The 21,973-nt window shown below is 64.3% G+C and carries 18 protein-coding genes, 2 tRNA genes and 1 pseudogene; 5 read left to right on the forward strand and 16 right to left on the reverse strand.

The annotated features are described in order from the left end of the window. Positions 1-6: 6 nt before the first annotated feature. On the reverse strand, positions 7-1,614 hold the full coding sequence (locus HMPREF2886_RS20290) for a methyl-accepting chemotaxis protein (RefSeq protein WP_033978127.1): 1,608 nt from the start codon (positions 1,612-1,614) through the stop codon (positions 7-9). 112 nt (positions 1,615-1,726) lie between these two features. Next, positions 1,727-2,875, reverse strand: coding sequence for an alkane 1-monooxygenase AlkB1 (gene alkB1, locus HMPREF2886_RS20295; protein WP_003102475.1), 1,149 nt, complete (start codon positions 2,873-2,875; stop codon positions 1,727-1,729). A gap of 346 nt (positions 2,876-3,221) precedes the next feature. Between alkB1 and HMPREF2886_RS20300 the strand changes: the two genes are divergently transcribed. Continuing rightward, positions 3,222-3,824 carry a nitroreductase family protein gene (locus HMPREF2886_RS20300; RefSeq protein WP_070748189.1) on the forward strand — a complete coding sequence of 201 codons (603 nt, stop codon included), beginning with the start codon at positions 3,222-3,224 and terminating at the stop codon, positions 3,822-3,824. Between the two features lie 63 nt (positions 3,825-3,887). Here the strand turns inward: HMPREF2886_RS20300 and HMPREF2886_RS20305 are convergent, their stop codons facing one another. Further along, positions 3,888-4,787 (reverse strand): DMT family transporter, encoded by a 900-nt coding sequence (locus HMPREF2886_RS20305; RefSeq protein ID WP_057388693.1) that lies wholly within the window; start codon positions 4,785-4,787, stop codon positions 3,888-3,890. 132 nt (positions 4,788-4,919) lie between these two features. On the opposite strand from HMPREF2886_RS20305, the gene HMPREF2886_RS20310 reads away from it, so the two are divergent. Both HMPREF2886_RS20310 and HMPREF2886_RS20315 read left to right on the forward strand, forming a co-directional pair. After that, positions 4,920-5,357, forward strand: coding sequence for an Lrp/AsnC family transcriptional regulator (locus HMPREF2886_RS20310; protein ID WP_003090065.1), 438 nt, complete (start codon positions 4,920-4,922; stop codon positions 5,355-5,357). 14 nt (positions 5,358-5,371) lie between these two features. Beyond that, complete coding sequence (locus HMPREF2886_RS20315; RefSeq protein ID WP_070748191.1) at positions 5,372-5,932, forward strand: GNAT family N-acetyltransferase; 561 nt, start codon at positions 5,372-5,374, stop codon at positions 5,930-5,932. Positions 5,933-5,963: 31 nt separating this feature from the next. Here the strand turns inward: HMPREF2886_RS20315 and kynA are convergent, their stop codons facing one another. The 3 genes from kynA to HMPREF2886_RS20330 all read right to left on the reverse strand — a co-directional run bounded on the left by kynA (position 5,964) and on the right by HMPREF2886_RS20330 (position 9,047). Further along, positions 5,964-6,830, reverse strand: coding sequence for a tryptophan 2,3-dioxygenase (kynA, locus tag HMPREF2886_RS20320; protein ID WP_033974186.1), 867 nt, complete (start codon positions 6,828-6,830; stop codon positions 5,964-5,966). 324 nt (positions 6,831-7,154) lie between these two features. After that, positions 7,155-7,745: an NADPH:quinone oxidoreductase MdaB gene (locus tag HMPREF2886_RS20325; protein ID WP_070748193.1), complete on the reverse strand. Its 591-nt coding sequence runs from the start codon at positions 7,743-7,745 to the stop codon at positions 7,155-7,157. Positions 7,746-8,018: 273 nt separating this feature from the next. Beyond that, positions 8,019-9,047, reverse strand: coding sequence for a MerR family transcriptional regulator (locus tag HMPREF2886_RS20330; protein ID WP_070748195.1), 1,029 nt, complete (start codon positions 9,045-9,047; stop codon positions 8,019-8,021). Positions 9,048-9,312: 265 nt separating this feature from the next. Here HMPREF2886_RS20330 and HMPREF2886_RS20335 point away from each other — a divergent pair, with 265 nt between their 5' ends. Next, positions 9,313-10,353 carry a hypothetical protein gene (locus tag HMPREF2886_RS20335; protein ID WP_070748197.1) on the forward strand — a complete coding sequence of 347 codons (1,041 nt, stop codon included), beginning with the start codon at positions 9,313-9,315 and terminating at the stop codon, positions 10,351-10,353. Positions 10,354-10,732: 379 nt separating this feature from the next. On the opposite strand, the gene HMPREF2886_RS20340 is transcribed toward HMPREF2886_RS20335, so the two are convergent. From HMPREF2886_RS20340 to pqsH, 8 genes and pseudogenes are all read right to left on the reverse strand, one after another. Beyond that, positions 10,733-10,806 (reverse strand) — tRNA-Cys (locus tag HMPREF2886_RS20340). Positions 10,807-11,083: 277 nt separating this feature from the next. Further along, on the reverse strand, positions 11,084-11,623 hold the full coding sequence (locus tag HMPREF2886_RS20345) for a ProQ/FINO family protein (RefSeq protein ID WP_033974190.1): 540 nt from the start codon (positions 11,621-11,623) through the stop codon (positions 11,084-11,086). A 90-nt stretch (positions 11,624-11,713) separates the two neighbouring features. Further along, positions 11,714-12,286: pseudogene (locus HMPREF2886_RS20350) on the reverse strand (response regulator); the annotation flags it as partial. Positions 12,287-12,519: 233 nt separating this feature from the next. Next, positions 12,520-12,595: transfer RNA gene (locus tag HMPREF2886_RS20355), tRNA-Gly, on the reverse strand. Between the two features lie 68 nt (positions 12,596-12,663). Then, a complete protein-coding gene (gene pgsA / locus HMPREF2886_RS20360) occupies positions 12,664-13,224 on the reverse strand; it encodes a CDP-diacylglycerol--glycerol-3-phosphate 3-phosphatidyltransferase (RefSeq protein WP_003090349.1) in 561 nt (186 codons plus the stop codon). 33 nt (positions 13,225-13,257) lie between these two features. Further along, positions 13,258-15,084: an excinuclease ABC subunit UvrC gene (gene uvrC, locus HMPREF2886_RS20365; protein WP_033973503.1), complete on the reverse strand. Its 1,827-nt coding sequence runs from the start codon at positions 15,082-15,084 to the stop codon at positions 13,258-13,260. Then, entirely contained in the window at positions 15,085-15,729 is a 645-nt protein-coding gene (gene uvrY, locus HMPREF2886_RS20370; protein WP_003090351.1) for a response regulator transcription factor GacA, read from the reverse strand. A 341-nt stretch (positions 15,730-16,070) separates the two neighbouring features. Then, positions 16,071-17,219, reverse strand: a complete 1,149-nt coding sequence (pqsH, locus tag HMPREF2886_RS20375) for a 2-heptyl-3-hydroxy-4(1H)-quinolone synthase (RefSeq protein ID WP_003090354.1) — start codon at positions 17,217-17,219, stop codon at positions 16,071-16,073. Between the two features lie 617 nt (positions 17,220-17,836). Between pqsH and HMPREF2886_RS20380 the strand changes: the two genes are divergently transcribed. Continuing rightward, on the forward strand, positions 17,837-18,865 hold the full coding sequence (locus HMPREF2886_RS20380) for an AraC family transcriptional regulator (RefSeq protein ID WP_033973501.1): 1,029 nt from the start codon (positions 17,837-17,839) through the stop codon (positions 18,863-18,865). A 15-nt stretch (positions 18,866-18,880) separates the two neighbouring features. Here the strand turns inward: HMPREF2886_RS20380 and HMPREF2886_RS20385 are convergent, their stop codons facing one another. Both HMPREF2886_RS20385 and HMPREF2886_RS20390 read right to left on the reverse strand, forming a co-directional pair. Continuing rightward, positions 18,881-20,095 (reverse strand): MFS transporter, encoded by a 1,215-nt coding sequence (locus HMPREF2886_RS20385; protein ID WP_070748200.1) that lies wholly within the window; start codon positions 20,093-20,095, stop codon positions 18,881-18,883. Positions 20,096-20,105: 10 nt separating this feature from the next. Further along, a partial coding sequence (locus HMPREF2886_RS20390) for a TonB-dependent receptor domain-containing protein (protein WP_070748202.1) occupies positions 20,106-21,973 on the reverse strand: 1,868 nt, incomplete at its 5' end.

Consider the following 21,973-nt stretch of genomic DNA (forward strand, 5'->3'; position numbering starts at 1 on the left):
CTCCCGTCAGATCTTGAAGCGCTCTACCGACGAGCGCATGGTCGCCGCAACCTCGTTCAGGCGCCTGGCGGTGGCGGCCATCTCGTGCATCGCCTGGGTGTTCTGCTGCGAACGCTGGGCGATGAGCTCCACGCGCTGGGCGATTTCATCGCTGGCGCGCGACTGCTCGCGGATGGTCTGGGAAATCTCATCGACCACCGACGCGGCATGACGGGTTCCATCGAGGATCTCGTTGATCGACACCCCGGCCTGGCGAGCGAACGACACCCCCTCGTTGACCCGGCTCACGCCGGCCTCCATGCTGTTGATCGCCTGCCCCGTGCTGGCGCGGATGCGCTCGATCATCGCGGTGATTTCCTGGGTCGACTGGGTGGTCCGCGCCGCCAGCCCGCGCACCTCGTCGGCGACCACGGCGAAACCGCGCCCGGCTTCTCCGGCCCGCGCCGCCTCGATGGCGGCATTCAACGCCAGCAGGTTGGTCTGCTCGGCGATCCCCTTGATCACCTGGATGATCGAATGGATCTCGTCCGACGACTGGCCGAGAGCGGTGATGCTGGTGGAGGACTGGTTGACCACGTCGGCGATGCGGCTCATCCCTTCCACCACGTTGAGAATCACCTGCCCGCCGCTGCTGGCCAGCTCCTCGGACTTGGCCGAGATCACCCTGGCGTTGTCGGCGTGGTCGGAAATCTGCGAGATGTTGGTGATCATTTCTTCCATGCTCGCAGCCATGCTGGTGGCGCTGTCGGCCTGTTGGCTGGCGCCGTGGACGATCGACTGCGAAGTCTGGCCGATGGATTGGGAGGTGTCGTGGAGTTCTTCGCTTTCCTGGCGGATGATGGTGATCATCTGCCGCAGGTTCTCCTGCATCTCGCCCAACGCCCGCTGCAACTGGCCAGCCTCGTCATTGCTGTCGACGCCGATCGGCTCCTGCAGATTGCCCTGCGCGATCACCCGGGCCGAGGCGACCAGCTTGCGCAGAGGCTTGAGGACGGCACCCTGTAACTGGCGACAAAGCTGCCCGAGGACCAGGCAGGCGACCAGGATGCCCCCCGCGAGCATCCAGGCGGAATAGCGCATGCTGTCTTCGCGCGCCCGGTTGGTCTGCTCGACGTGTTTCTCGATCAGGCTGCTGAGCGCTTCGTTGCGCCCTTCCAGCTCCTTGAAGGCCTGGACGAACTGCGGCAGCTCGGCCCGCGCCGCCACGGGATCGAGCAACGCCTTGCCGACGATGCTCTCGGCGGCGCCGATGTAGGCTTCCAGGTCGGGCCGCAACTCGACCAGCGCCTGGTGGATGGCGTCGTTGAGAGGCAGCCCCTGGTTCTGCTCGACCACCTTGCGAAACCACTGGCTGTGCTCCTGCAGGTCCTGGCGGACCTGCTCGGCCGCCGCGCCGTCGCCGGGCTGGACCACGAACGCCGCCAGGACGTCGGCGCGCAAGGCATCGTGCATCATGTCGCCTTCCATGTGGTTGCGCAGCGCATTGACGCTCAGCTCGTTCTCCGACAGCGCCTTGCCCAACCGCAATTGCCCCCAGAAGCCGACCCCGCCGAGCAGCACCACAGCCACGATGCCGATGGCGCCCGAAGCGAGGATTCTCTGCCGAATGTTCATCCCTGGGCTCCTTTCCGTGCCGAGATATCGCTAAGGATAGTCAACCCCAGGCAAGGCGGGATTGCCCGAACGAAGAGCTATTCGGGCACGGAGCGGGAGTCGCCGGCCATTCTCAGGAAGCTGCCGGCCGCTCGCTCTGTTCGGCCGTCAACTGGAACTCTTCGCCGGCATAGTAGGCTCGCACCTTGGGGTCCATGACCGCCCGCCACAGCGGCGGGATCAGCGCCAGCACCACCATCCCGGCGTAACCGCTGGGCATCTGCGGGCTATCGTCATAATGTCGGAGGACCTGATAGGGGCGTTTGGCGAAGGCATGATGGTCGGAATGCCGTTGCAGATGGAACAGGACCAGGTTGGTGAAGACGAAGTTGCTGTTCCAGGAGTGGGTATGGTTGGTCCGCTCGTAGCGCCCGTCCTCGCCCTTTCGCCGATGCAGGCCGTAGTGCTCGACGTAGTTGATGATCTCCAGCAGGGTCACCGCGACGAACGCTTGGCCAAGGAAGAAAACCATCCCCAGCCAACCGAACGCCCAACCGAAACCGACCAGCAACGCCAGGCTCAGCAGGTACCACCAGATCAGTTCGTTCTGCCAGCCGAACACCGGCAGGCCCTTCTTGCGCAGCCGCACCGCTTCAAGGCGCCAGGCGTTGAGGAAGTTGTACTTGTAGGCATGCGGCAGGAACTGGTAGACCGACTGGCCGAAACGCGCCGACGAAGCGTCCTCCGGCGTAGACACATGCACATGGTGGCCGCGCACATGCTCGACCTTGAACCCCGCGTAGCACACGGCGGCCAGCAGGATGCCGCCGGCAGCCTGCTCCAGCGCCGAGTCCTTGTGGATCAGCTCATGGGCGACGACGATCCCCACCGCTCCCATCACCGTGCCCATCGAGAGGATCCAGCCCAACCGACCGAGCCAGCCCCATTCCTGGAAAGCGACGAACACGCCAGCGGCCCAGACCAGCGTACCGATGAGCACCGGCACCGTGGCCAGGGTCAGCAATACGTAATAGCCCTGGCCGAGCAACTGCGGCGTCTGGGTTTCCTCGTCGGGGTTGGCCGGGTCGCGGCCGAACAGCATGTCCAGCAGCGGCCCGATGCCGAATACCGCAATCACCAGGGAAAATGCCCAGAAGGCCGGATGTGCGCTGTCCTGGGCCATCCAGTAGTTGAACGGCATGGACAACGCCAGCAGCAGCCAAAGCCAATAGGCGTACTTCTTGATGGCCAGCATGGTGCTGGGAGAGAAATTTTCAAACATCGTGCGCTCCAGTTATTGTCCGACAATCCTACAATCGAACCATCACCGAGCCGGGCTGCCAGGTCACCATCACTAAAGGTTGGCCGCCTCCCCGGCCTTCACCCTGCTTGACCTGAATCAAAGGCCAAGTCCTCGCGGTTTTATGCACATCGACTTTCTCGATATTCCATTTTCATCCGTACTTGCCGTCTCTCGCTGCTGGCCGCGCTGGACCGTGGATACCCGGCTTTGCTGGGGAGGCAGGGCATCCATCGCATCAGCCGATAGGAATCACCGGTTATTTCCCATTGATCTCATCGAGGCCGTCGCTAATATCGAATCCAATTTCCAAACAAGGAGCCTCACGATGTCTGACGCATTCCTCTCCTCCATCAAGAACCGCCGCACCATCTACGCCCTGGACAAGCAACTGCCCGTCTCCCGGGAGAAAGTCGTCGAACTGGTCAAGGAGGCCGTCTCGCACAGCCCTTCCGCGTTCAACTCGCAGAGCTCGCGGGTAGTCGTCCTGTTCGGCGCCGAGCACGAGCAGTTCTGGAACATCGCCAAGGACGAGTTGAAGAAGATCGTTCCCGCTGACGCTTTCGCCGCCACCGAAACCAAGCTCAATTCCTTCGCCGCCGGTGCCGGCACCGTACTGTTCTTCGAAGACCAGACGGTAGTGCGCCAGCTTCAGGAGCAGTTCGCCCTCTACGCCGACAACTTCCCGGTGTGGTCGGAGCAGGCCAGCGGCATGGCCCAGTTCGCGGTCTGGACCGCCCTCGCCGAGCACAAGGTCGGCGCCAGCCTGCAGCACTACAACCCGCTGGTAGATACGCAGACCCACAAGACCTGGAACCTGCCGGAAAGCTGGAAGCTGCGCGCACAGATGCCTTTCGGCGCCATCGCCGCCCCGGCGGGCGAGAAAGCCTTCATCGCCGAAAGCGAGCGTTTCAAGGTCTTCGGCAACTGATCGGCCAAGATCGCTGCAGAAAAGCCCCGCCTCGTCGCGGGGCTTTTTCTTTTCCCCCGCACCTCAGCCGCGACGCACCGCCAACCTCGGCAGGCGTACGCTCCAACCCTGCTGCATGCCTGCCGCGGCGAGCAGGATGGCGGCCACGCCAAGCCACTGGGCCAGGCTCAGGCGATGTTCGAAGACCAGCCAGTCCACCAGGATCGCCGCGACCGGATAGATGAAGGACAACGCACCGGTCAGCGCCGTCGGCAACTTCTGAATGGCGCCGTAGAGCAGTACGTACATCAGCCCGGTATGGACGACTCCCAGGGTCGCCAGGCTGGCCCAGGGAGCAACGTCCCGGGGCAGTTCGGCAAGGTTCGCCAGCGGTGCGAGCATCAGCACGCCGGTGCCCACCTGGATCAAGGCGATAAGATGCGGCGGCGTGCCTTGCAGGCGCTTCACGATCAGCGCGGCAAAGGCATACAGCAGCGCGGCAGCGAGCGCCAGGAGGATACCGAACAGGTAGTCCCCGCGCGGGGCGTCGCTGTCGCCGTGGGCGCTGACGATCGCCAGCATGCCGACGAACGAAAGCCCCAGCCAGCCCAGCTTGCGCGCCGTGACCTTCTCGCCGAGAAACGCCGCGCCTAGTCCCACCAGCATGAACGGCTGGACGTTGTAGACCGCGGTACCGATGGCGATCGAAGCCCGTGAGTAGGATGCGAACAGCAACACCCAGTTGCCGACGATGAACACCCCGCTGAGGAGCGCCAGCAGGAACGCCTCGCGCCCCAGGCTGCCGCGGCGCAGGAAACCCAGCGCGGCACAGGCGACCAGCAGCGTGGCGAAACCGAATACGCAGCGCCAGAACACCACGTCCAGCACCGGCTGTCCGGAGAGCAGCACCAGCCAGCCAATGGTGCCGCAGATCAGCATGGCCGAAGTCATTTCCAGCGTACCGCGACGGATCGGATCGTTCATGAGCGCTCTCCCGCAAGACAGGCCTATGATTATCCAAAGTCGTCTTCCAGCCCTCCATCGCATTACTCAGGCAAAAACCCGTGACGACCTTTTTTATCAGGGCTATTTTGAAAAAAAACCTTCGAGGCCGACATGACCGACGACATCGACCAACGCCTGATCAACGCCCTCATGGCTGACTCGCGACTGTCCCTCAAGGCTCTCGCCCAGGTCAGCGGCCTATCGGCCCCGAGCGTCGCCGAACGCCTGCGCAAACTGGAAGAACGCGGCGTGATCCGTGGCTACACCCTGGATGTCGACCCCCGCTGTTTCGGCTACCAGTTCCAGGCGATCGTGCGCATCCGCCCCCTGCCCGGCAAGCTGCACGAGGTCGAGCGACAGATCCAGGACATCGCCGAGTTCACCGAGTGCGACAAGGTCACCGGTGACGACTGCTTCATCGCCCGCCTCCAGGTCCGTTCGATGGAACAGCTCGACACGCTGCTGGACAGGATCAACGGCTACGCGGAAACCAATACCGCCATCGTCAAGAAGTCCCCGGTTAAACGCCGGCTCCCCCCGATGACCTGAGCGAGGCACTCCGCATGCCCACACCCGGCACGGGTTCCGTCCCGGAACTGCAACTCGTCCCGTTCCAGCTGGAACACTTCCCAATCCTGCAACGCTGGTTCGCCACGGAAAAGGAGCTGGTGCAATGGGCCGGCCCCGCCCTGCGGCATCCGCTGAGCCTCGAGCAGATGCATGAAGACCTCGCGCAAAGCCGCCGGCAACCGCCGCTGCGCCTGCTCTGGAGCGCTTGCCGGGATGGCCAGGTCATCGGCCATTGCCAGTTGCTGTTCGACCGCTGCAACGGCGTCGTCCGCCTGGCTCGCATAGCCCTGGCGCCAACCGCGCGCGGCCAGGGCCTGGGGCTGCCGATGCTGGAGGCGCTGCTTACCGAGGCCTTCGCCGACGCCGACATCGAACGCGTGGAATTGAATGTGTACGACTGGAACGCTGCCGCCCGTCATCTCTATCGACGCGCGGGGTTCCGCGAAGAAGGCTTGCGCCGTTCCGCCACCCGGGTCGGCCGTGAACGCTGGAATATCGTTCTCATGGGGCTTTTGCGGCAAGAATGGGCGGCGGAAGGCGCCGGCAACGACTGAGGCGCAGGCGCATGCTGCGCCTCATCCGGTACTAGAGGCTGGAACGGAGCCGCCACAGCTCGGGGAAGAGAATGGTATCGAGCATGCTGCGCAGATACCCCACTCCATCGGTACCGCCCGTGCCGGGTTTGAAACCGATGATGCGCTCCACCGTGGTCACGTGACGGAAGCGCCACTGGCGGAACGAGTCCTCCAGGTCGATCAGTTTTTCCGCCAGCTGATACAGGTCCCAGTAGCGCTCCGGCGCCTGGTAGACCTGCCGCCACGCCGCCTCCACCGAGGCCTCGTAACAGGTGCCGGCCGCCGCGGCCCGGGCGAGCCGCTCCTGGCTTACCGGCAGCCCCTGAGCGGCCATCAGGCGGATCGCTTCGTCGTATAGCGACGGCGTATGCAGGGCCTGCTCCAGGGCTGCCAGCAGCTCGGCGCGGTGAGCATGGGGCTTGAGCAGGGTGGCGTTCTTGTTGCCGAGGATGAATTCGATCTCGCGGTACTGGTAGGACTGGAAACCGGAAGACTGGCCCAGGTACGGGCGGATGGTGTTGTACTCGGTCGGCGTCATGGTGGCCAGCACCGCCCAGGCGTGTACCAGTTGGTCGAAGATCCGCGAGACCCTGGCGAGCATTTTCAGCGCCGGACCGAGCTTGCCTGACTTGACGTGCTCCCGGGCGGCTCGCAGTTCGTGGAGCATCAGCTTCATCCATAGCTCCGAGGTCTGGTGCTGGATGATGAACAGCATTTCGTTGTGGTCGGGCGAAAGCGGGAACTGGGCGTCCAGGACCTTGTCCAGCTTCAGGTAATCGCCGTAGCTCATCGCATGGGTGAAGTCCAGGGCGGCGTTATGCCACTCAGCCTCTCCGTCCGTTTCTCCCTGGGCCTGGGAGTGAGGGCAAGGACACATGTGAATCTCCTGAATTCGGCGGCAGGCGTCGGAAGTCGATGAGCGACCTGCCGGCAACGTTGTCGGGGGTGGCTTCGACACGGTCGAAGCGCGCTCATTTTACGATGCGCCCATTCGAATATTCGTGCAAAGCATCCTTTCCTCCCCGTCCCCGATGAAATCTAATTCGACGGATCGATGGAAAAATCGAATTTCGGATCACTCGCGGGTCGTGGCCGACAAAAGCCCGGATAGCGGATCCGTGACCGTTAGGCCTCGTCCCGAGAGCCTGGATTTCGACCCGCCACGCCATCCAGCGAAGCGACACGAGGCCCGCCGCCGAACTCAGCCGGCGCGCCCGAACACCCTGTCCAGGTGCGCCTGGTAGGCAGCGACGGTAGCCGGGACGTCCGGGCGCTTCATCACATCCACCGCGAGGAACGTCGGCAGGCCGGACATGCCGAGGAACTGGTTGGCCTTGTGGAAGGGGAAATACACCGCATCCACGCCTTTTCCTTCGAAGAAGTCGCTCGGATCGTCGAACGCCTGCCGTGGTGCATTCCAGGTCGCCGAGATCATGTAGCGCTTGCCCTGCACCAGACCGCCGCTGCCATATTTCTGCGTGCTGTCGGAGCGGGTACGACCGTCGTTGGCATAGAGGCTGCCGTGACCGGCCGTGAAGACTTCGTCGATGTAGCGCTTCACTGTCCATGGCGCACCCATCCACCAGCCGGGCATCTGGTAGATCACCACGTCGGCCCAGAGGAACTTGTCCACCTCCGCCGGGATGTCGTAGCCGCCGTCGATGAAGGTCTGGCGCAGGTCGAAGCCACGGCGATCCAGATGGGCCAGGGCGGTTTCGTGCAGGGTCTGATTGAGGCGACCGTCGGAATGGGCGAAACGCTTTCCGCCGTTGAGCAGGAGAATTTTTTCCATGGTGTTCCATTGCGCTGGAGATCGGCGACGCAAGCGCCGGCCGATCCGGAATTGAGAAGGCGGCAGGCTAGGCAGGGGCCGGCAAGGGAAAAAGTAGTGCAGCGACAAAACAGATTTGCTGCGAAATCACGAATCGCGCAGGAAGGCTGACAGGAAACGCAGGATTCATGCTACCGAACAGTGGGGTGCTTCGTCCGCAGCAGCGTCGCCATGCGGAACGACGCTGCTGGCGCCAGGCCAGACCTGCATGGCAAGCCCGGCCTGGCCTCGCGATCAGCGTGACGCAGGCAGGGTGGCCATGGCCTGGCGCAGATACGCCAACAGGTCGTCGCTCACCCAGGAGCCCTGGCGCAGCTCCGGCTCCTGCGCGAGCGCCTCGCGGATCTTCTGCTGGGTTCGCGGATCGTCGCCGGCATAGGAACGGAAAAGCTCCAACCAGCGCCGCGCCAGTTCCTGGACCTCGGAGCTGGCGGCAGGCACCCCGGACTCGAGTTTCTCGCGCAACGCCGCCACCAGCGGCGGCCACTCCTGCATGCGCACAGGATAGTTGGCACTGAGGAAAGCGAACTCTTCGTCATCCAGCCAGCGTCGGTAGATGGCCAGCTTGGTCTGGTTGAACGCCGCCAGCACATAGTCGCGGATCTCCGGAGTGATACCGGTCCGCTCGCGCAGGTCCGGCTCTGCTGCGTGCATGGCGTCCAGCTTGGCGAGCAAACGCGGATTGCCCCCGGTATCCTCCTCCAGCATGGCCATCCAGCGGCGCGCCAGCGACTGTGCCTCTTCCGAGCTGGCCGGTAATCCCTGCGCCATCGCCAGGCGCACTGCTTCCACCAATTCCCGCCATTGGGCCTGGCGCGCCGCATCCGCCTGATGGAAACGCAACTGTTGCAACTCCTGCCGGGTGAAATATCGATCGTACATATTCATCAGTTCCATGGTCGTCAGCCAATCGGCCAGTTCCGGCTCCTCTCCTCTCGCCAGTTGCTCGCCCAGTTGCACCAGGCGTTCGCGCAGCCGCGTGCGATGGGCGATCTCCTGTTCCAGGACTCTCACCTGCCGCTCGATCACCGAGCCGAGCGATAACGCGGGGCGGGCGAGCAGTTCGCCGATCTCGCCCAGCGACAATCCGAACCGGCGCAGGGCCTGGATCCGGTGCAGACGTGCGAGATCATCCCTGCCGTAGAGGCGGTAGCCGGCATCCGTACGCGCGACCGGGACCAGCAGGCCGATATCGTGATAGTGATGCAGCGTACGGACGGTCAGCCCGCTGCGCCTGGCCAGTTCACCCACTTTCAGCAACATCGTCGCGACTCCCTTTTTCGTGCGTGCCGGCATCTTCGATCCTCACGTTACGTGAGGGTCAAGGGGGTAGCGCCAGACTTCGACCCCATGCCTGGCATAACGTGGATGAGCGGTGCCACGGCTGCTACCGCGGGGCCCGAGGCGATCGACTCCGGCGGTTGCGCCCTGCGCGAGAGATGAATGCCCTTTGGGATCCGCGATAGGTAGACTAGGATGCTTTCCGCACTCGCCTTCAGTCATCGGCTCGTATAGATAAGGATATCTTATGAAAACCATCGCTCGGCGCCTGAGCCCCTTCGCGATCCTGCTCCCGGCAAGCCTGTTGGCAGCTTGTGCCTCCCTAGGCAATGCCGGACTCGGCAGCTCCCAGCAGAACCCCACCAACCAGCTCCTGAACATGATCGATGAGGCTACCCGCGAAGGCATGTCCGTGGTGCTGGTACCAGCGCTCATGCCCAACAAGAGCGTAACGGACCTCTCCAGCTACTCGCATCGGGTCATATTCAAGAACAAGGACGTGCCCGGGATCGCCTACATGCAGGCCTTTGCCAACAACGACCTGGAGAAGATCAAGGAAGCCGTCTATCTGTGGGATTTCCTCGAGGTCAACATCGTCCCGCCGGGGACCTACCTGCTGTCCGGCGGGATCGACTACAAGATCGACAGCACCCTTGCCCAGATCGAGGCGCCAAAGGGGCAGCCGGCTGCCAGCCCACTTGGTTCGGTGAACCTGTCCGCCGTGCTGTATCGCCGGTTCGTGAAGGAGAACTACTGGCGCGACGCCTCCTATGCAGACAAAACCTACACACAGAATGTCTGCAGCGCCGTACACATGGCCTCCGGCCAATGCGTGGGCTGGACCGAGCAGCAATACAGCCAGCGGGAAATGGTCTCGGATGCCGGTTGGGCCGAGGGCACGAAGATCGAGGATGTCCCCTCCATCAAGCTGCAAGCGCAGATACCCGACGCCTATGCCCCGCTGTCCTTCACCATTGAGCCTGGACAGATCCTGCTCAGCGATCGGTTCCACTTGAAAACCCCGGCCGTGAGCTATGACAGGAAGACCTGCAAGGCCGTGGACACGCAAAACATCAAGTGCGCCTTGCAGGATATCCAGGTCTTCATGAGGCCAGCACCCATGGAGCTGACGAAAAGGTTCGTCGATCGCGAGCAGCCAAGGCTTGATGAAACGGGCCGCCAGGTGCTGGCGCGCATCCAGCCGATGAAAACCGAGATACTCGGCGAGACAGGCATGGAAGACCTGACCTGGGGCATGCCGGTTTCCTTGAAACGCAAGGCAAGATGAAGCGGGCCCTCCGCCGAGCGCCTTCCGCTCGCGGTCGCCACAACGGTTGATCGATAGAAGCTCGGAAGGACAGGCCGGTTCGGCTGGTCATGTTCGATGACGACCAGCCGATGACCGACCCAGACCGGATCTTGTGTCCAGATAAAAGCCATGCCCGGGACTGGATTGCAGGCAACGGCCGAAAGCGTGACAGGTGCAGGGTACCCCTCGGACACTCCGGGAAAGTAGTAATTGCGGAGCGGCTTATCAGGAGACGGAGGCGGTTGCGAGGCCATAAAAGTATGAAAGCGTTATGGGGCACCCCAAGGAACTTGCTTCAGCAATACCGGACAGGAAAGAAAAAAGCCCCGTAACTCTTTGAGTTACGGGGCTTTTCTGTTGGAGGCTGAGGTCGGAATCGAACCGGCGTTCACGGATTTGCAATCCGGTGCATAACCACTCTGCTACTCAGCCTTTGAGCGAAGCGACATGCGTTTGGCATATCGCTGAAATTTCCTTCCTGGCGCGATTTTGAACTTATAACCCTTTGATTTCAAAAGATTTTTAGCTCACCCATCGCTGGAATGGACGCAATTATGGACGGATTCGCCGGGCTTGGCAAGCGCTCTACGAAAAAAACTTTGCAGATCAGGCTATTGCGCAGCACAAGCCGGGAGAAACGGGCCCAAACGTCCGCGAAAGACCGGCAACCGAGGGGCGCGCCAGGATCCGACGCGCCCTGCCCCGGCAATCAGTTCGCCTCGGGGCTCGCTTCGGTTGCGGACGCTTCAGGTGTCGGCGCCTGCGTGGCGGCCGCTGCTTCGCTACCTGCTTGCGCACGCTTGGCGCGCTTCTCGCGCATCTGCTCGCGCTGCCGGCGAGACGCCTGCCGCCGCGCATACACCGCCTGCTCGGCAGTTACCTTGCCGGCAACCTGGCCTTGCAGATCCAGTCGCGGCGCATCTTCCACCATGCAACTCCAGTAGCGACTGCCCTGGCACCAGGTGGCAATGGCCTGTTTCAGTTGTTCGGCGGTGATTCCCAGTAGTTCGAGGTGCTGCTGCGCATCCTGGAGGATGCCCTGCTTGAGCGGAACCTTGGCCGCGGGGCTTTTCGGAAACGCCAGCGGGAAATGCCGTTGCAGCCTCCAGATAGCCTCGACTCCCGGCTCGACGGGTTCACGTTCACGCTTCTTCGCGCGTCCCGCGGAGCTTTTGGTTTGAGCCGGTTTCGCCTGCGCCGCCTGTGCGCGCAAACGGTCTCTCAGCTCGGCAAGTTGTTCAAAACCCATCGTTCGCTTCACTAGTGCTGGTTCATTTCTGCGAGAGATTACCCGATACATCCGCTCGCGGCACGCAAAACGGCAACCAGTCGGGCACTTTCATTGCGAATCGACGCTCGTAGGCATGACCGGCTCTCCCCCGTTCAGCGCCCGAGCGAGCTCATCGAGCGTAGTCGGCTGGAACAGGACCGGTCCATGCCGGCAGCCAGGCAATGCTCCAGCGCATCCTTCTCGGCGCTGGCGGTAAGCGCTATCACCAAGCAGCGACGCCGATCGCCAAGGGCCTCTTGCGAGCGAATCCGTCGCGCCAGCTCGTAGCCATCCATCCGCGGCATCATGCCGTCGGTAATCACGACGTCGAAGTCTTCGCCCTGCCAACGTTCGAATGCTTCCTCGCCATCTTCCGTGGAGATCGCCCGGTGCCCAAGGCTTTCCAATTGCATGGTCAGGGTCAGCCGATCGAATGGGATGGTCTTCCGCAAGCAAGATCGAGAGCGCCCTTGCCTCTTTCCGTTCCTCGACCTCGGCAACTCCGGAGCGAGCTTCGGCGGCCTCGCTGGGCAGAGGCCCGGTCAGCGGAAGATCGAACTCGACCGAGAAGCAGGAGCCTTCGCCCGGTTCGCTGCGCAGGCCGATCCGGCCGCCCATCAGGTGTATCAAGCGCCGGCTGACACACTTCTGATGAGCCCAGGCAGCGTCTTGCGGCAAGCCGCCTCGCTCGCGAGACGAAGGGCTTCGCGAAGCGTACGGCTCCGGTCGCCGGGAAAGCGGAAAGGAGAACCACCCCTCGGCGCGGACGTTCCACGAACGGGTACGGGACTTCTTTGGAGGCGGAACGAAAAAAGGGCCCTAAGGCCCTTTCTCAATGCTCTACAGACTTCATTGGAACTCTATAGATCTATATTTGGAGCGGGAAACGAGACTCGAACTCGCGACCCCGACCTTGGCAAGGTCGTGCTCTACCAACTGAGCTATTCCCGCATCGTCTTGGTGACGGGCGCCATTCTATAGCATCGCGGCGCCGTGTCAACTCCTTGATTCAAAAAAGTTTATTTCTCTTTCGGGGTGGTCGACAGATGCGGCCACGCGGCCAGCAGGTAATGCACCATGGACCACAGGGTCAGCGCCGCGGAGATGATCAGCAGCACATAGCCGAGGATCACCCAGAAGGTCATCAGCGGCGGATTCGCCAGGAGAATGACCAGCGCCAGCATCTGCGCCGCGGTCTTCCACTTGCCCAGGTTGGACACCGCGACCTGCGCCCTTGCCCCCAGTTCGGCCATCCACTCGCGCAAGGCGGAAACCACGATCTCGCGGCCGATGATGATCACCGCCGGCAGGGTAAGCCACAGGTTGGCGTGCTCTTCCACCAGCAAGACCAGCGCAACCGCCACCATCAGCTTGTCCGCAACCGGGTCGAGGAAGGCGCCGAACGGCGTGCTCTGGCCAAGGCGCCGGGCGAGGTAGCCGTCCAGCCAGTCGGTGGCGGCGGCCAGGGCGAACACGGCACTGGCGGTCAGGTAGCTCCAGGACGTCGGCAGATAGAACAGCAGAATGAAGATCGGAATGAGCAGGACGCGCAGTAACGTGAGCAGATTGGGGATATTCATCGGACCATCTAGGCTGCGAGGTGAGCCGGCATTCTACTCGCTGTGCAGGACGGCATAAATCTGCTCGGCAAGCTTTTTACTGATACCGGGGGCTTTGGCCAGCTCATCGATACTCGCCCGCGACAATTCCTGCAACCCGCCGAAATGCTTGAGCAGGTCGCGCCGGCGTTTCGGGCCGACGCCGGGGACGTCCTCCAGCGTCGACGTCCGCCGTGCCTTGCCGCGCCGCGCACGGTGGCCGGTGATGGCGAAACGGTGCGCTTCGTCACGTATCTGCTGGATCAGGTGCAGCGCCGGCGAATCGGCCGGCAGGGTGAACTCGTGGGAGGCATCGTTCAGGTAGAGGGTTTCCAGCCCCGGCTTGCGGGTCACGCCCTTGGCCACGCCGAGCAGGATCAGACCGGCGACCGCCAGTTCCTGGAGCACCTCCCGGGCCATGGCCAGTTGTCCCTTGCCGCCATCCACCAGGAGAATGTCGGGCATCTTCCCCTCGCCATCCTTCAGGCGACTGAAGCGGCGGGTCAGCGCCTGGTGCATCGCCGCGTAGTCGTCGCCGGCCGTGACGCCTTCGATGTTGTAGCGGCGATAGTCCGACTTCAGCGGCCCTTCCGGGCCGAACACCACGCAGGAAGCCACGGTGGCCTCGCCGCTGGAGTGACTGATATCGAAGCACTCCAGGCGCTGCGGCGGCTCCGCCAGATCGAGCGCCTCGGCAAGGGCTTCGAAGCGTGCCGCCACATGCTGGCGGTTGGCCAGGCGCGCACCCAGGGCCTGTTCGGCATTGGTTACCGCCAGTTGCTGCCAGCGGGCGCGGGTACCACGCACCCGGTAGCTGATCTCCAGTTCGCGGCCTCGCGCTTCGGCGATCGCCGAAACCAGTACTGGGAAATCCTCGTGCGTCACGTTGACGATCAACTCCGCCGGCAGGTCGCGCTCCTGGTGGCTGAGATAGTACTGGCCAAGGAACGCCAGCAGCACTTCGCCCACCTCCTCCTCGATCGCGACCTGCGGGAAGAAGTTCTTGCTGCCCAGCACCCGCCCGCCGCGTACGCTGATCAGGTGTACGCAAGCGCCGCCAGGGGTGACGATGGCGGCGACGATGTCGACGTCGCCGTTGCCACCTTCCATGCTCTGCTGGTCCTGGACCCGCCGCAGGATCGCCACCTGGTCGCGCAACTCCGCCGCCTTCTCGAAGTCCAGGCGCATCGCCGCCTGCTCCATGCCGACGTTCAGCTCGTCGGCCAGCGCGTTGCTCCTTCCTTCGAGGAACATCACCGAGTGGCGCACGTCCTCGGCGTACTCTTCAGGGCTGACCAGCCCCACGCAGGGCCCCTTGCAGCGCTTGATCTGGTACTGCAGGCAGGGCCGCGTACGGTTGCGGAAATAGCTGTCCTCGCACTGGCGGACGAGAAACGCTTTCTGCAGCAGGTTGAGGCTCTCGCGGATCGCTCCCGCGCTCGGATACGGACCGAAGTAACGCCCCTTGCGCTTCTTCGCGCCGCGGTGCAGGGACAGCCGCGGATACTCGTCCTCGCTGGAGAGGAACACGAAGGGATAGGACTTGTCGTCCCGCAGCAGGATGTTGTAGGGCGGCCGCCACTCCTTGATCAGCGTCTGCTCGAGCAGCAACGCCTCGGTTTCGTTGGCGGTGATGGTGGTTTCCACCTGGGCGATCCGCGCCACCAGCGCAGCGGTCTTCGGCGCCAGGCCGGACTTGCGGAAATAGCTGGCCAGGCGCTTCTTCAGGCTCTTCGCCTTGCCCACGTAGAGAAGCTTGGCGTCCGCATCGAACATGCGGTAGACGCCCGGACGATTGCTACAGGTAGCGAGGAAGGCGCTCGCGTCGAAAACGGCGCTCATCTAGCTGGCGGCATCGACCATGCCGTGGCGGACGGCGAGCAGCGCCAGTTCCACGTCGCTGGTGATCGAGAGCTTCTCGAAGATGCGATAGCGATAGGTATTCACGGTCTTCGGCGACAGGCACAGCTTGTCGGAGATGCTCTGCACCTTGTGGCAGTTGGCGATCATCAGGGCGATCTGGATCTCGCGCTCGGACAGCGAATCGAAGGGGGAATCGTGCTGCTGCGGCTGGAAGGACTTCAGCGCCAACTGCTGGGCGATCTGCGGGCTGATATAGCGCTGGCCGGCGAAGACCTGGCGAATCGCCTGGACCATTTCCTCCAGCCCCGCGCCCTTGGTCATGTAGCCGGCGGCGCCGGCCTGCATGAGGCGGGTGGGGAACGGATCCTCTTCGCAGACGGTGACTACCACGACCTTGATGTCGGGCTGGCTGCGCAGCAGCTTGCGGGTTGCCTCCAGGCCGCCGATACCGGGCATCTTCACGTCCATCAGGACGACATCCGGCTTCAGCTCGCGGGCCAGTTTCAGACAGTCTTCACCGCAGTCGGCCTGGCCGACCACTTGCAAGCCTTCGATGTCGGCCAGCATGCGGGTAATACCGGTGCGTACCAGATCGTGGTCGTCGACCACCAGCACCTTAATCACGCTGCACCTCGTCGCGCATTAGCAGACAACCGCCCACACGGGCCCCTAGGAGATTTCGGCAACCTTAACAGAAAGCCATCCCATGACCTAGCTTGGCGCAAAGGCGTCATAAATCAAGCGTCATGGAAACATCATTCGACGGCATCGAACGGGCGCTGCGAAGTATACCGCCAGCCTCCGGCGAGCGGCAGACCGGATCGCAGCAAAAACCGGCGGACCTGTGGAGAGCCCAGCGACACGGGGCCTGGTAAAGCGCAAGCGCCCTGGTCGCCCGGGACTTCTCCATAGCGACCATCGCCGAAGTCGAAAACAGGCGACCAAGACGCCACTGGCACCGGCGGCTACTGTGCGGCCATCTCACCGACTCCGGTGAAAAGACGCTGGTGCAGGCGCCTGCGACTGGCATTCGGCACCAGGCGAACGAGGGTATTCCTCAGCCAGACGCTCCAGGGCGATTCCCACTGGCCAAGGCGACCGACGATCCAGGATTGCTTTCTGATGAACTCGATCCGCGCCTCGCGTTGCTGCTGGAACAGGATCAGCGTCTCGGCGCGCGGCGCCAGGCACCACAGGCGCGCCAGCAGGAAGGCGTCCTCCAGGGCCATGGCCGCGCCCTGCCCCAGGTTCGGCGTCATGGCGTGTGCGGCGTCGCCGATCAGCACTACCCGTCCGCGGCACCAGGATGCACCGGCCAACTCCTCGAGGTCGTTGTGCACCAGCGTGGTGGCGCTCGGTATGAGCCGGGCGATGCTCGCGCCGATGCCGTCGAAGTCCGCGTAGTGGGCGGCGAGCCGTTGCGGGGTGACGAAGCCCTCCTCGTCCTCGGGCTCCTCCCGGCGCACCTTCAGGGTCGCGTAGACATACATCTCGCGCGGGCTGATCTGGATGAAGCCGAGGCGCTTGCCGTGCCCCCAGACCTCCCCCGCCAGCTCGGCGTCCTCCAGCCGATGGGGAACGACCAGGCGCCAGCAGGTTTCGCCGGAATGACGCAAGGTCGCCTCCGGCCAGACATAACGTCGCACGCTCGAACGAATGCCATCCGCACCGACCACCAGCGAACAGTCGTGGACAGTGCCGTCGCTCAGGGTCACGCGCTCGTGGTCGAGCCCATCGAGGATCTGCACGATGGAGACCCCGACCCGAATGCGCGACTCATCCAACCCCTCCAGTAGCGCCGCATGCAGCTCGTGGCGCTGCAACGCCAGGCCGCCGCGGGAATTCCCACCCAGGCTGGAAGGCATCGACATCAGCATCGAACCGTCGTGGGCGTATACGTTGATGCCGGCCAACGGCATGCCACGGCGGAACAGCCGGTCGAGATCCAGGGTACTGGACAACGCCGTCAACGCATTGCTCGCCAGGGTGATGCCGGTACCGATGGGCCTGATCTCGCTGGCCCGCTCGACCAGCAGCCAGTCGATGCCTGCCTTGGTGAATTCGCGCGCCAGCGCCAGGCCGGCGATCCCGGCCCCCTGGATAAGAACGGTCATCCATTGCTCCTTAGCAGCGGCATCCGTCGCGATTTCGCGCGGTCGCGACAGGCCTGCCCGAGACGATGAAAATGTCCATCCTAGCCGCCCCGGACAGCCCACCGACCCTATCAGAAGATCGAGTTGACCCTGCTCGCCGACACCTCGCCGCTCGCTTTTCCTGTCCTCCAGGCCACCGGGGCTCCGGCGCGCGGGGAAGGCGAGCGTGGTCCGGGCACCGCACGCGTGGCCGGAAATCCCCGCTATCCGCCGCCCGCCGCGGCGCTACGGCTTTCCTTGGCCAGCGGCCTCCCGAGCGCCGGCAAGCGGCGATGGAGCCTGAAGCTCAGGGCGATCGGTCCGCGCCACCACCGCCCACGACGCTCATCCAGGCGCAGCCACCCCGGCGAGAGTGGCCGGGACGGCAGCGCTCGGCCGGACCACGGCGAGCATGCACGACTGATCGACACGGCGTCGCGGAGGCGCGGCTATACGCAGACCCCGCTCCTGTCAACCCCTTACGCAAGGTAGTGATTGCCGGAAGCCCAGCGTACGAAAATCAACCGAAACGACATCCGCATGGAATAACGAAGCCCTGACGCCATCGGGGCGATAGCATCGCGTGCAAGAGGTAACCGATGAGCCCGTCCGAAAACATCCAGTACGATTTCGAGTGGCGACCACTCAACAACTACCTCGCCGTGCAACGCATCACGCCTCCGGACATGCGCCAGGGTTCGGCTGCCGAACCGCGCCTGCCCAGCGAAGCGCTCTACGAGTGGATCGTGCTGAACGGGCGCTCCCCCCTGGAAGGCCTGAGCCTGGGGGAGCACTACCGCCTTTCCGACTACGGCGTCGCCGGGCTGGCATTGCAGAGTGCCGGCACCGTGGGCGAAGCCTTGCAACTGATCAAGACCAACATGCTGCTGTTCCGCAAGGACATCCGCGGGATCGCGGTGCGACGTTCCAGTTGCGACACCGTGGATGTGGATATCGACCTGCAGGACAAGCCGGACTGGCCGCAGTCGGCCCGGTTGTATCACGCCAACGTCCTGGCGTCGGCCGCCTACGCGGTGTTCCGCGACCTGCTGCTGGGCGAGCTGGAACTGGTCCGCCTGCGCCTCCCGGAAAGGAGCGGCGACGTGCGGGCATACGAGGAGTACTTCCGGGTGCCGGTGTATTTCGCCGGCGAAGGCATCACCTTCACCCTCCCCGAGGAATTGCTCGAGGCCGAGATCGCCACTGCCAACTCCGCCGTGTTCCAGGCCTCGCTGGCGCTCGGCAGCAAGGCCTTCAACACCCGCGTCACCCGCGAGATGGGCGGCTACCGCCAACGCATCGTGGCACTGCTGGAGGTGCTGCAGGACCGCTACCCGAGCATCGCCTGGGTCGCCCGGCAGTTGAAGGTCACCGAGCGGACGCTGCGCCGACGGCTCGCCGACGAGGGCACCAACTACCGGGAAGTGCTCGACCTGGTCCGCCACGACAGGGCGCGCCAACTGCTGCGGGACGAGCGACTGCGCATCGAGGAAGTCGCCGAGAGGCTGGGCTACATGGATACCTCCAGTTTTCGCCACGCCTTCCGTCGCTGGACGGGACAGTGCGCCAACGACTATCGCCAGGCCCGCATCGGTGGCAAGACCGCGCGGCGCCGGGGCGAACGCTAGCCGGCATGATTCCCCTCAGGGCAATTTCTGCGGATAGGGGCGAAAGGCGAACAGGCTGCACGCAGCCAGGGAAAAAGCCGCGAGCAGCACCCATTCGGCCGTCCCGTAGCCTTCGGCGTGGTCGTACAGCCAGCCCAGCAGGTAAGCGCCGAGACTGATCGACAGGGCGAAGGTGAACGGCTGGATCGAACCGTAGATCACACCGAAGCTGCGCAGGCCGAAGTAGCGCATCAACAGGTACTTGGTGGTGCCGCTTTCCCCTCCTCCGCCCAGGCCGACCAGGAACACCGCCAGCCATAGACCGCCTGGCGTATCGCCCACCAGGAACCAGGCCATGCCGAGTACCGCCGCCAGGGCGAAGGGCAACGCCACCCGAGGCGTCGCCACGCGGTCGAGAAGCCAGCCCATCAGCGGTTGTGACAGCATCATGCCGACCCACAACGCCGACAGCGCGGCGCCCGCCTCGCTCCGGGACAAACCGCGTTCCACCAGCATTGGCACGCCGTGGGTCATGATCCCGGACATCACGAACACCGCCAGCACCTGGTTGCCCAGCACCAGCCAGAAACTGGCGCTGCGCCAGGCCTGGGGCGCCGTCGATCCGCTCAGTGCGGTTTCCGCCACGACCGCGCCGACGGCCGCGCCAGCGCCCGGCGCTGGCTCGCGGAACAGCCAGGCCAGCAGCGGCAGCGCCAGGCCCAGTTCGAGCACGCCGTAGACCAGGAAAGCGCCGCGCCAGCCCCACGCTTCGAGGCTCTGGTGGCCGACCAGCAGGCCCAGCGGCCCGCCCAGCCCGAAGCCCAGGCCGAGCAGGCCGTAGGCCACGCCCAGGCGTTGGCGGAACCAGAGTCCGAGGATACGTCCGTAAGGCAGGTTGCCCGGCGCCAGCAAGCCGATCAGCAGGAACAGCGCGTAGAGTTGCCAGACGGCATTCACCACCGCCAGGCCGAGCAGCGGCAGCGACAGGGCCGCGGTCAGCCCGAGCATTGTCCGCCGCGCCCCCCAACGGTCGATCAGCCAGCCCTTGAGCGGGCTGGTGATGGCGACCGCCAGTCCGAACATCGTCACCAGCAACGACACTTCTGCGCGATCCCAGGCGTACTCGGCGCTCATCGGTGCGATGAACAGACTGAAGGTGTTCAGCAGGATGCCGGTGGGCCCGAGCATGATCGCCACCACCGACGCCAGCAGCACGCCGCCGCTGGTCGCGGAAAATTCTCGTTGCGCCACGCCTGGCCCTCTAGAAGCGGTATGCCGCGCGCAGGTAGTAGAAGGCGCCGTTGAAGCCGATCTGCGAGGCATAGGTGTCGTAGCGCAGCACGTCGCCATAGGTGGTGTTCTGCGCGGGCAGCTTGTCCGGACGGACGTCGAACAGGTTGTCGGCGCCGGCGGTCAGCGTCAGGTCGGCGCTGAGCCGGTAGCGCGCGGCGATGTCGGTGATGTACTTCGGGTCGTTGACGAAATGGTTGAATTTCTCCGTCGACCAGGCGTCCGGCCCTACCGTGTAGTCGAGTTCCGAGCTGGTCCGGCCGTAGCGCGTCAGGCGCAGGCTGACCTCCCAGTCCTGGCGGCTCCAGGTGCCGCCGAGGGAAACCTGGCTGCGCGGGGTGGAGCTGGTGATCCAGGCGACCTGCTGGGCATTGAGCAGCGGCTCGCCGTTGGCGCCTCGATGGTTCTTGCGCAAGGTGGTGCGGTTGAAGTTGGCCGACAGCTCCCAGTCGACCTGCCCATACTCGCCAAGCGCGACGAGGTAGTGACCGGTGATGTCGACGCCGCGGGTGCGGGTGTCGGCGCCGTTGGCCAGGTAATGGGTACTGACCGTACTGGCGCTGGCCGGCAACGAGATCCCCGCCGCGGCCAGGGCATCGATGGCTTCCTGGCCGGAATAGGTGGCGCTGTCGACGATGCGGTCGCGGATGCCGATCTGGTAGGCGTCGATGTTCAGCCCGACGTTTTCCCAGGGGTTGAGTACCAGGCCAAGGTTGAAGCTGGTCGACTTCTCCGGTTGCAGTTCGTCGGCGCCGAGCATCTTCGCCGCCGGCGAGTTGGCCGCCAGCAGGCCGAGGGCGATGGTCGGGCCGACGCTGAGGCCGGTGTAGTGCTCCTGGACCAGGGACGGCGCGCGGAACCCGCTGCTTACGCTGGCGCGTAGCGCCACCCGCGGATCGAACTGGTAACGGGTGGCGAACTTGCCGTTGGTGGTGCTGCCGAAGTCGCTGAATTTCTCGTGGCGTACCGCCACGTCGACCTCCCAGGCTGGGGTCAGGGAGGTGCCCAGGTCCAGGTAGGACACCCAGGCGTGCCGCGACCATTGCCCCTCGCTGAGCGGCGAGAGGCCGGCCAGGGACTCCGCCCCGCCGCTGTAGTAGGACGCCGGGTCGCCGGCGTCGATGCGGTAGCTTTCCCGCCGGTATTCCGCGCCCAGCGACAGCGCCAGCGGGGCGGCAAGGAAATCCAGTTGGAATTCCCGCCCCAGGTCCAGGTTGCTGGTCCATTGGCTGTTGCGGTAGCGCGCCAGGTCGAAGCTTCTCGGGCTGTTGCCGGTTTCACGGTAGATCGCCGCGTTCACCGACTGGGTCATGCCGATATCGGGACGGTCGGCGCCGTAACCACTGCTCAGGTCCCAGTGCCAGGCATCCAGCAGACGCTCGCCGCGCATCCCGGCGAGGAACGCATAGTCGTCCTCGTCGCTGTTCGGGCGCGGCGTGAAGCCGTCCGGATACAGCGTCGGCGCCACCGAAGCCAGGCGATAGTTGGCCGCCGAGGAGGCCTTGCGTCGGGTATAGGTGCCGAAGCCGTACACCTCGATATCGTCGCCCAACCCGAAACCGGAGTTGAGCGCCAGCGATTGCCGGTGGAACGCGGGATCGCCCATGGAAATGTTGTCGCGCCGACCGGTGCGCTCATCGATGCCGCTGCGCATCGTGCGCTCCTGCTCGCGATATTCGGCGGTGAGGTTGACGAAGCCGCTATCGCCGAAGGCCAGCCCGATGTTCCCCCCGCCACCATGGGTGAAACCATCGCCGTCGCCGGTCTGCCCGACGTCAGCGCTCGCCGACCCGCCGTGGTCGGCGGACTTGAGGATGACGTTGATCACCCCGGCGATGG

The sequence above is a fragment of the Pseudomonas sp. HMSC066A08 genome (genome assembly GCF_001813025.1).
GTDB classification, from domain to species: domain Bacteria; phylum Pseudomonadota; class Gammaproteobacteria; order Pseudomonadales; family Pseudomonadaceae; genus Pseudomonas; species Pseudomonas aeruginosa.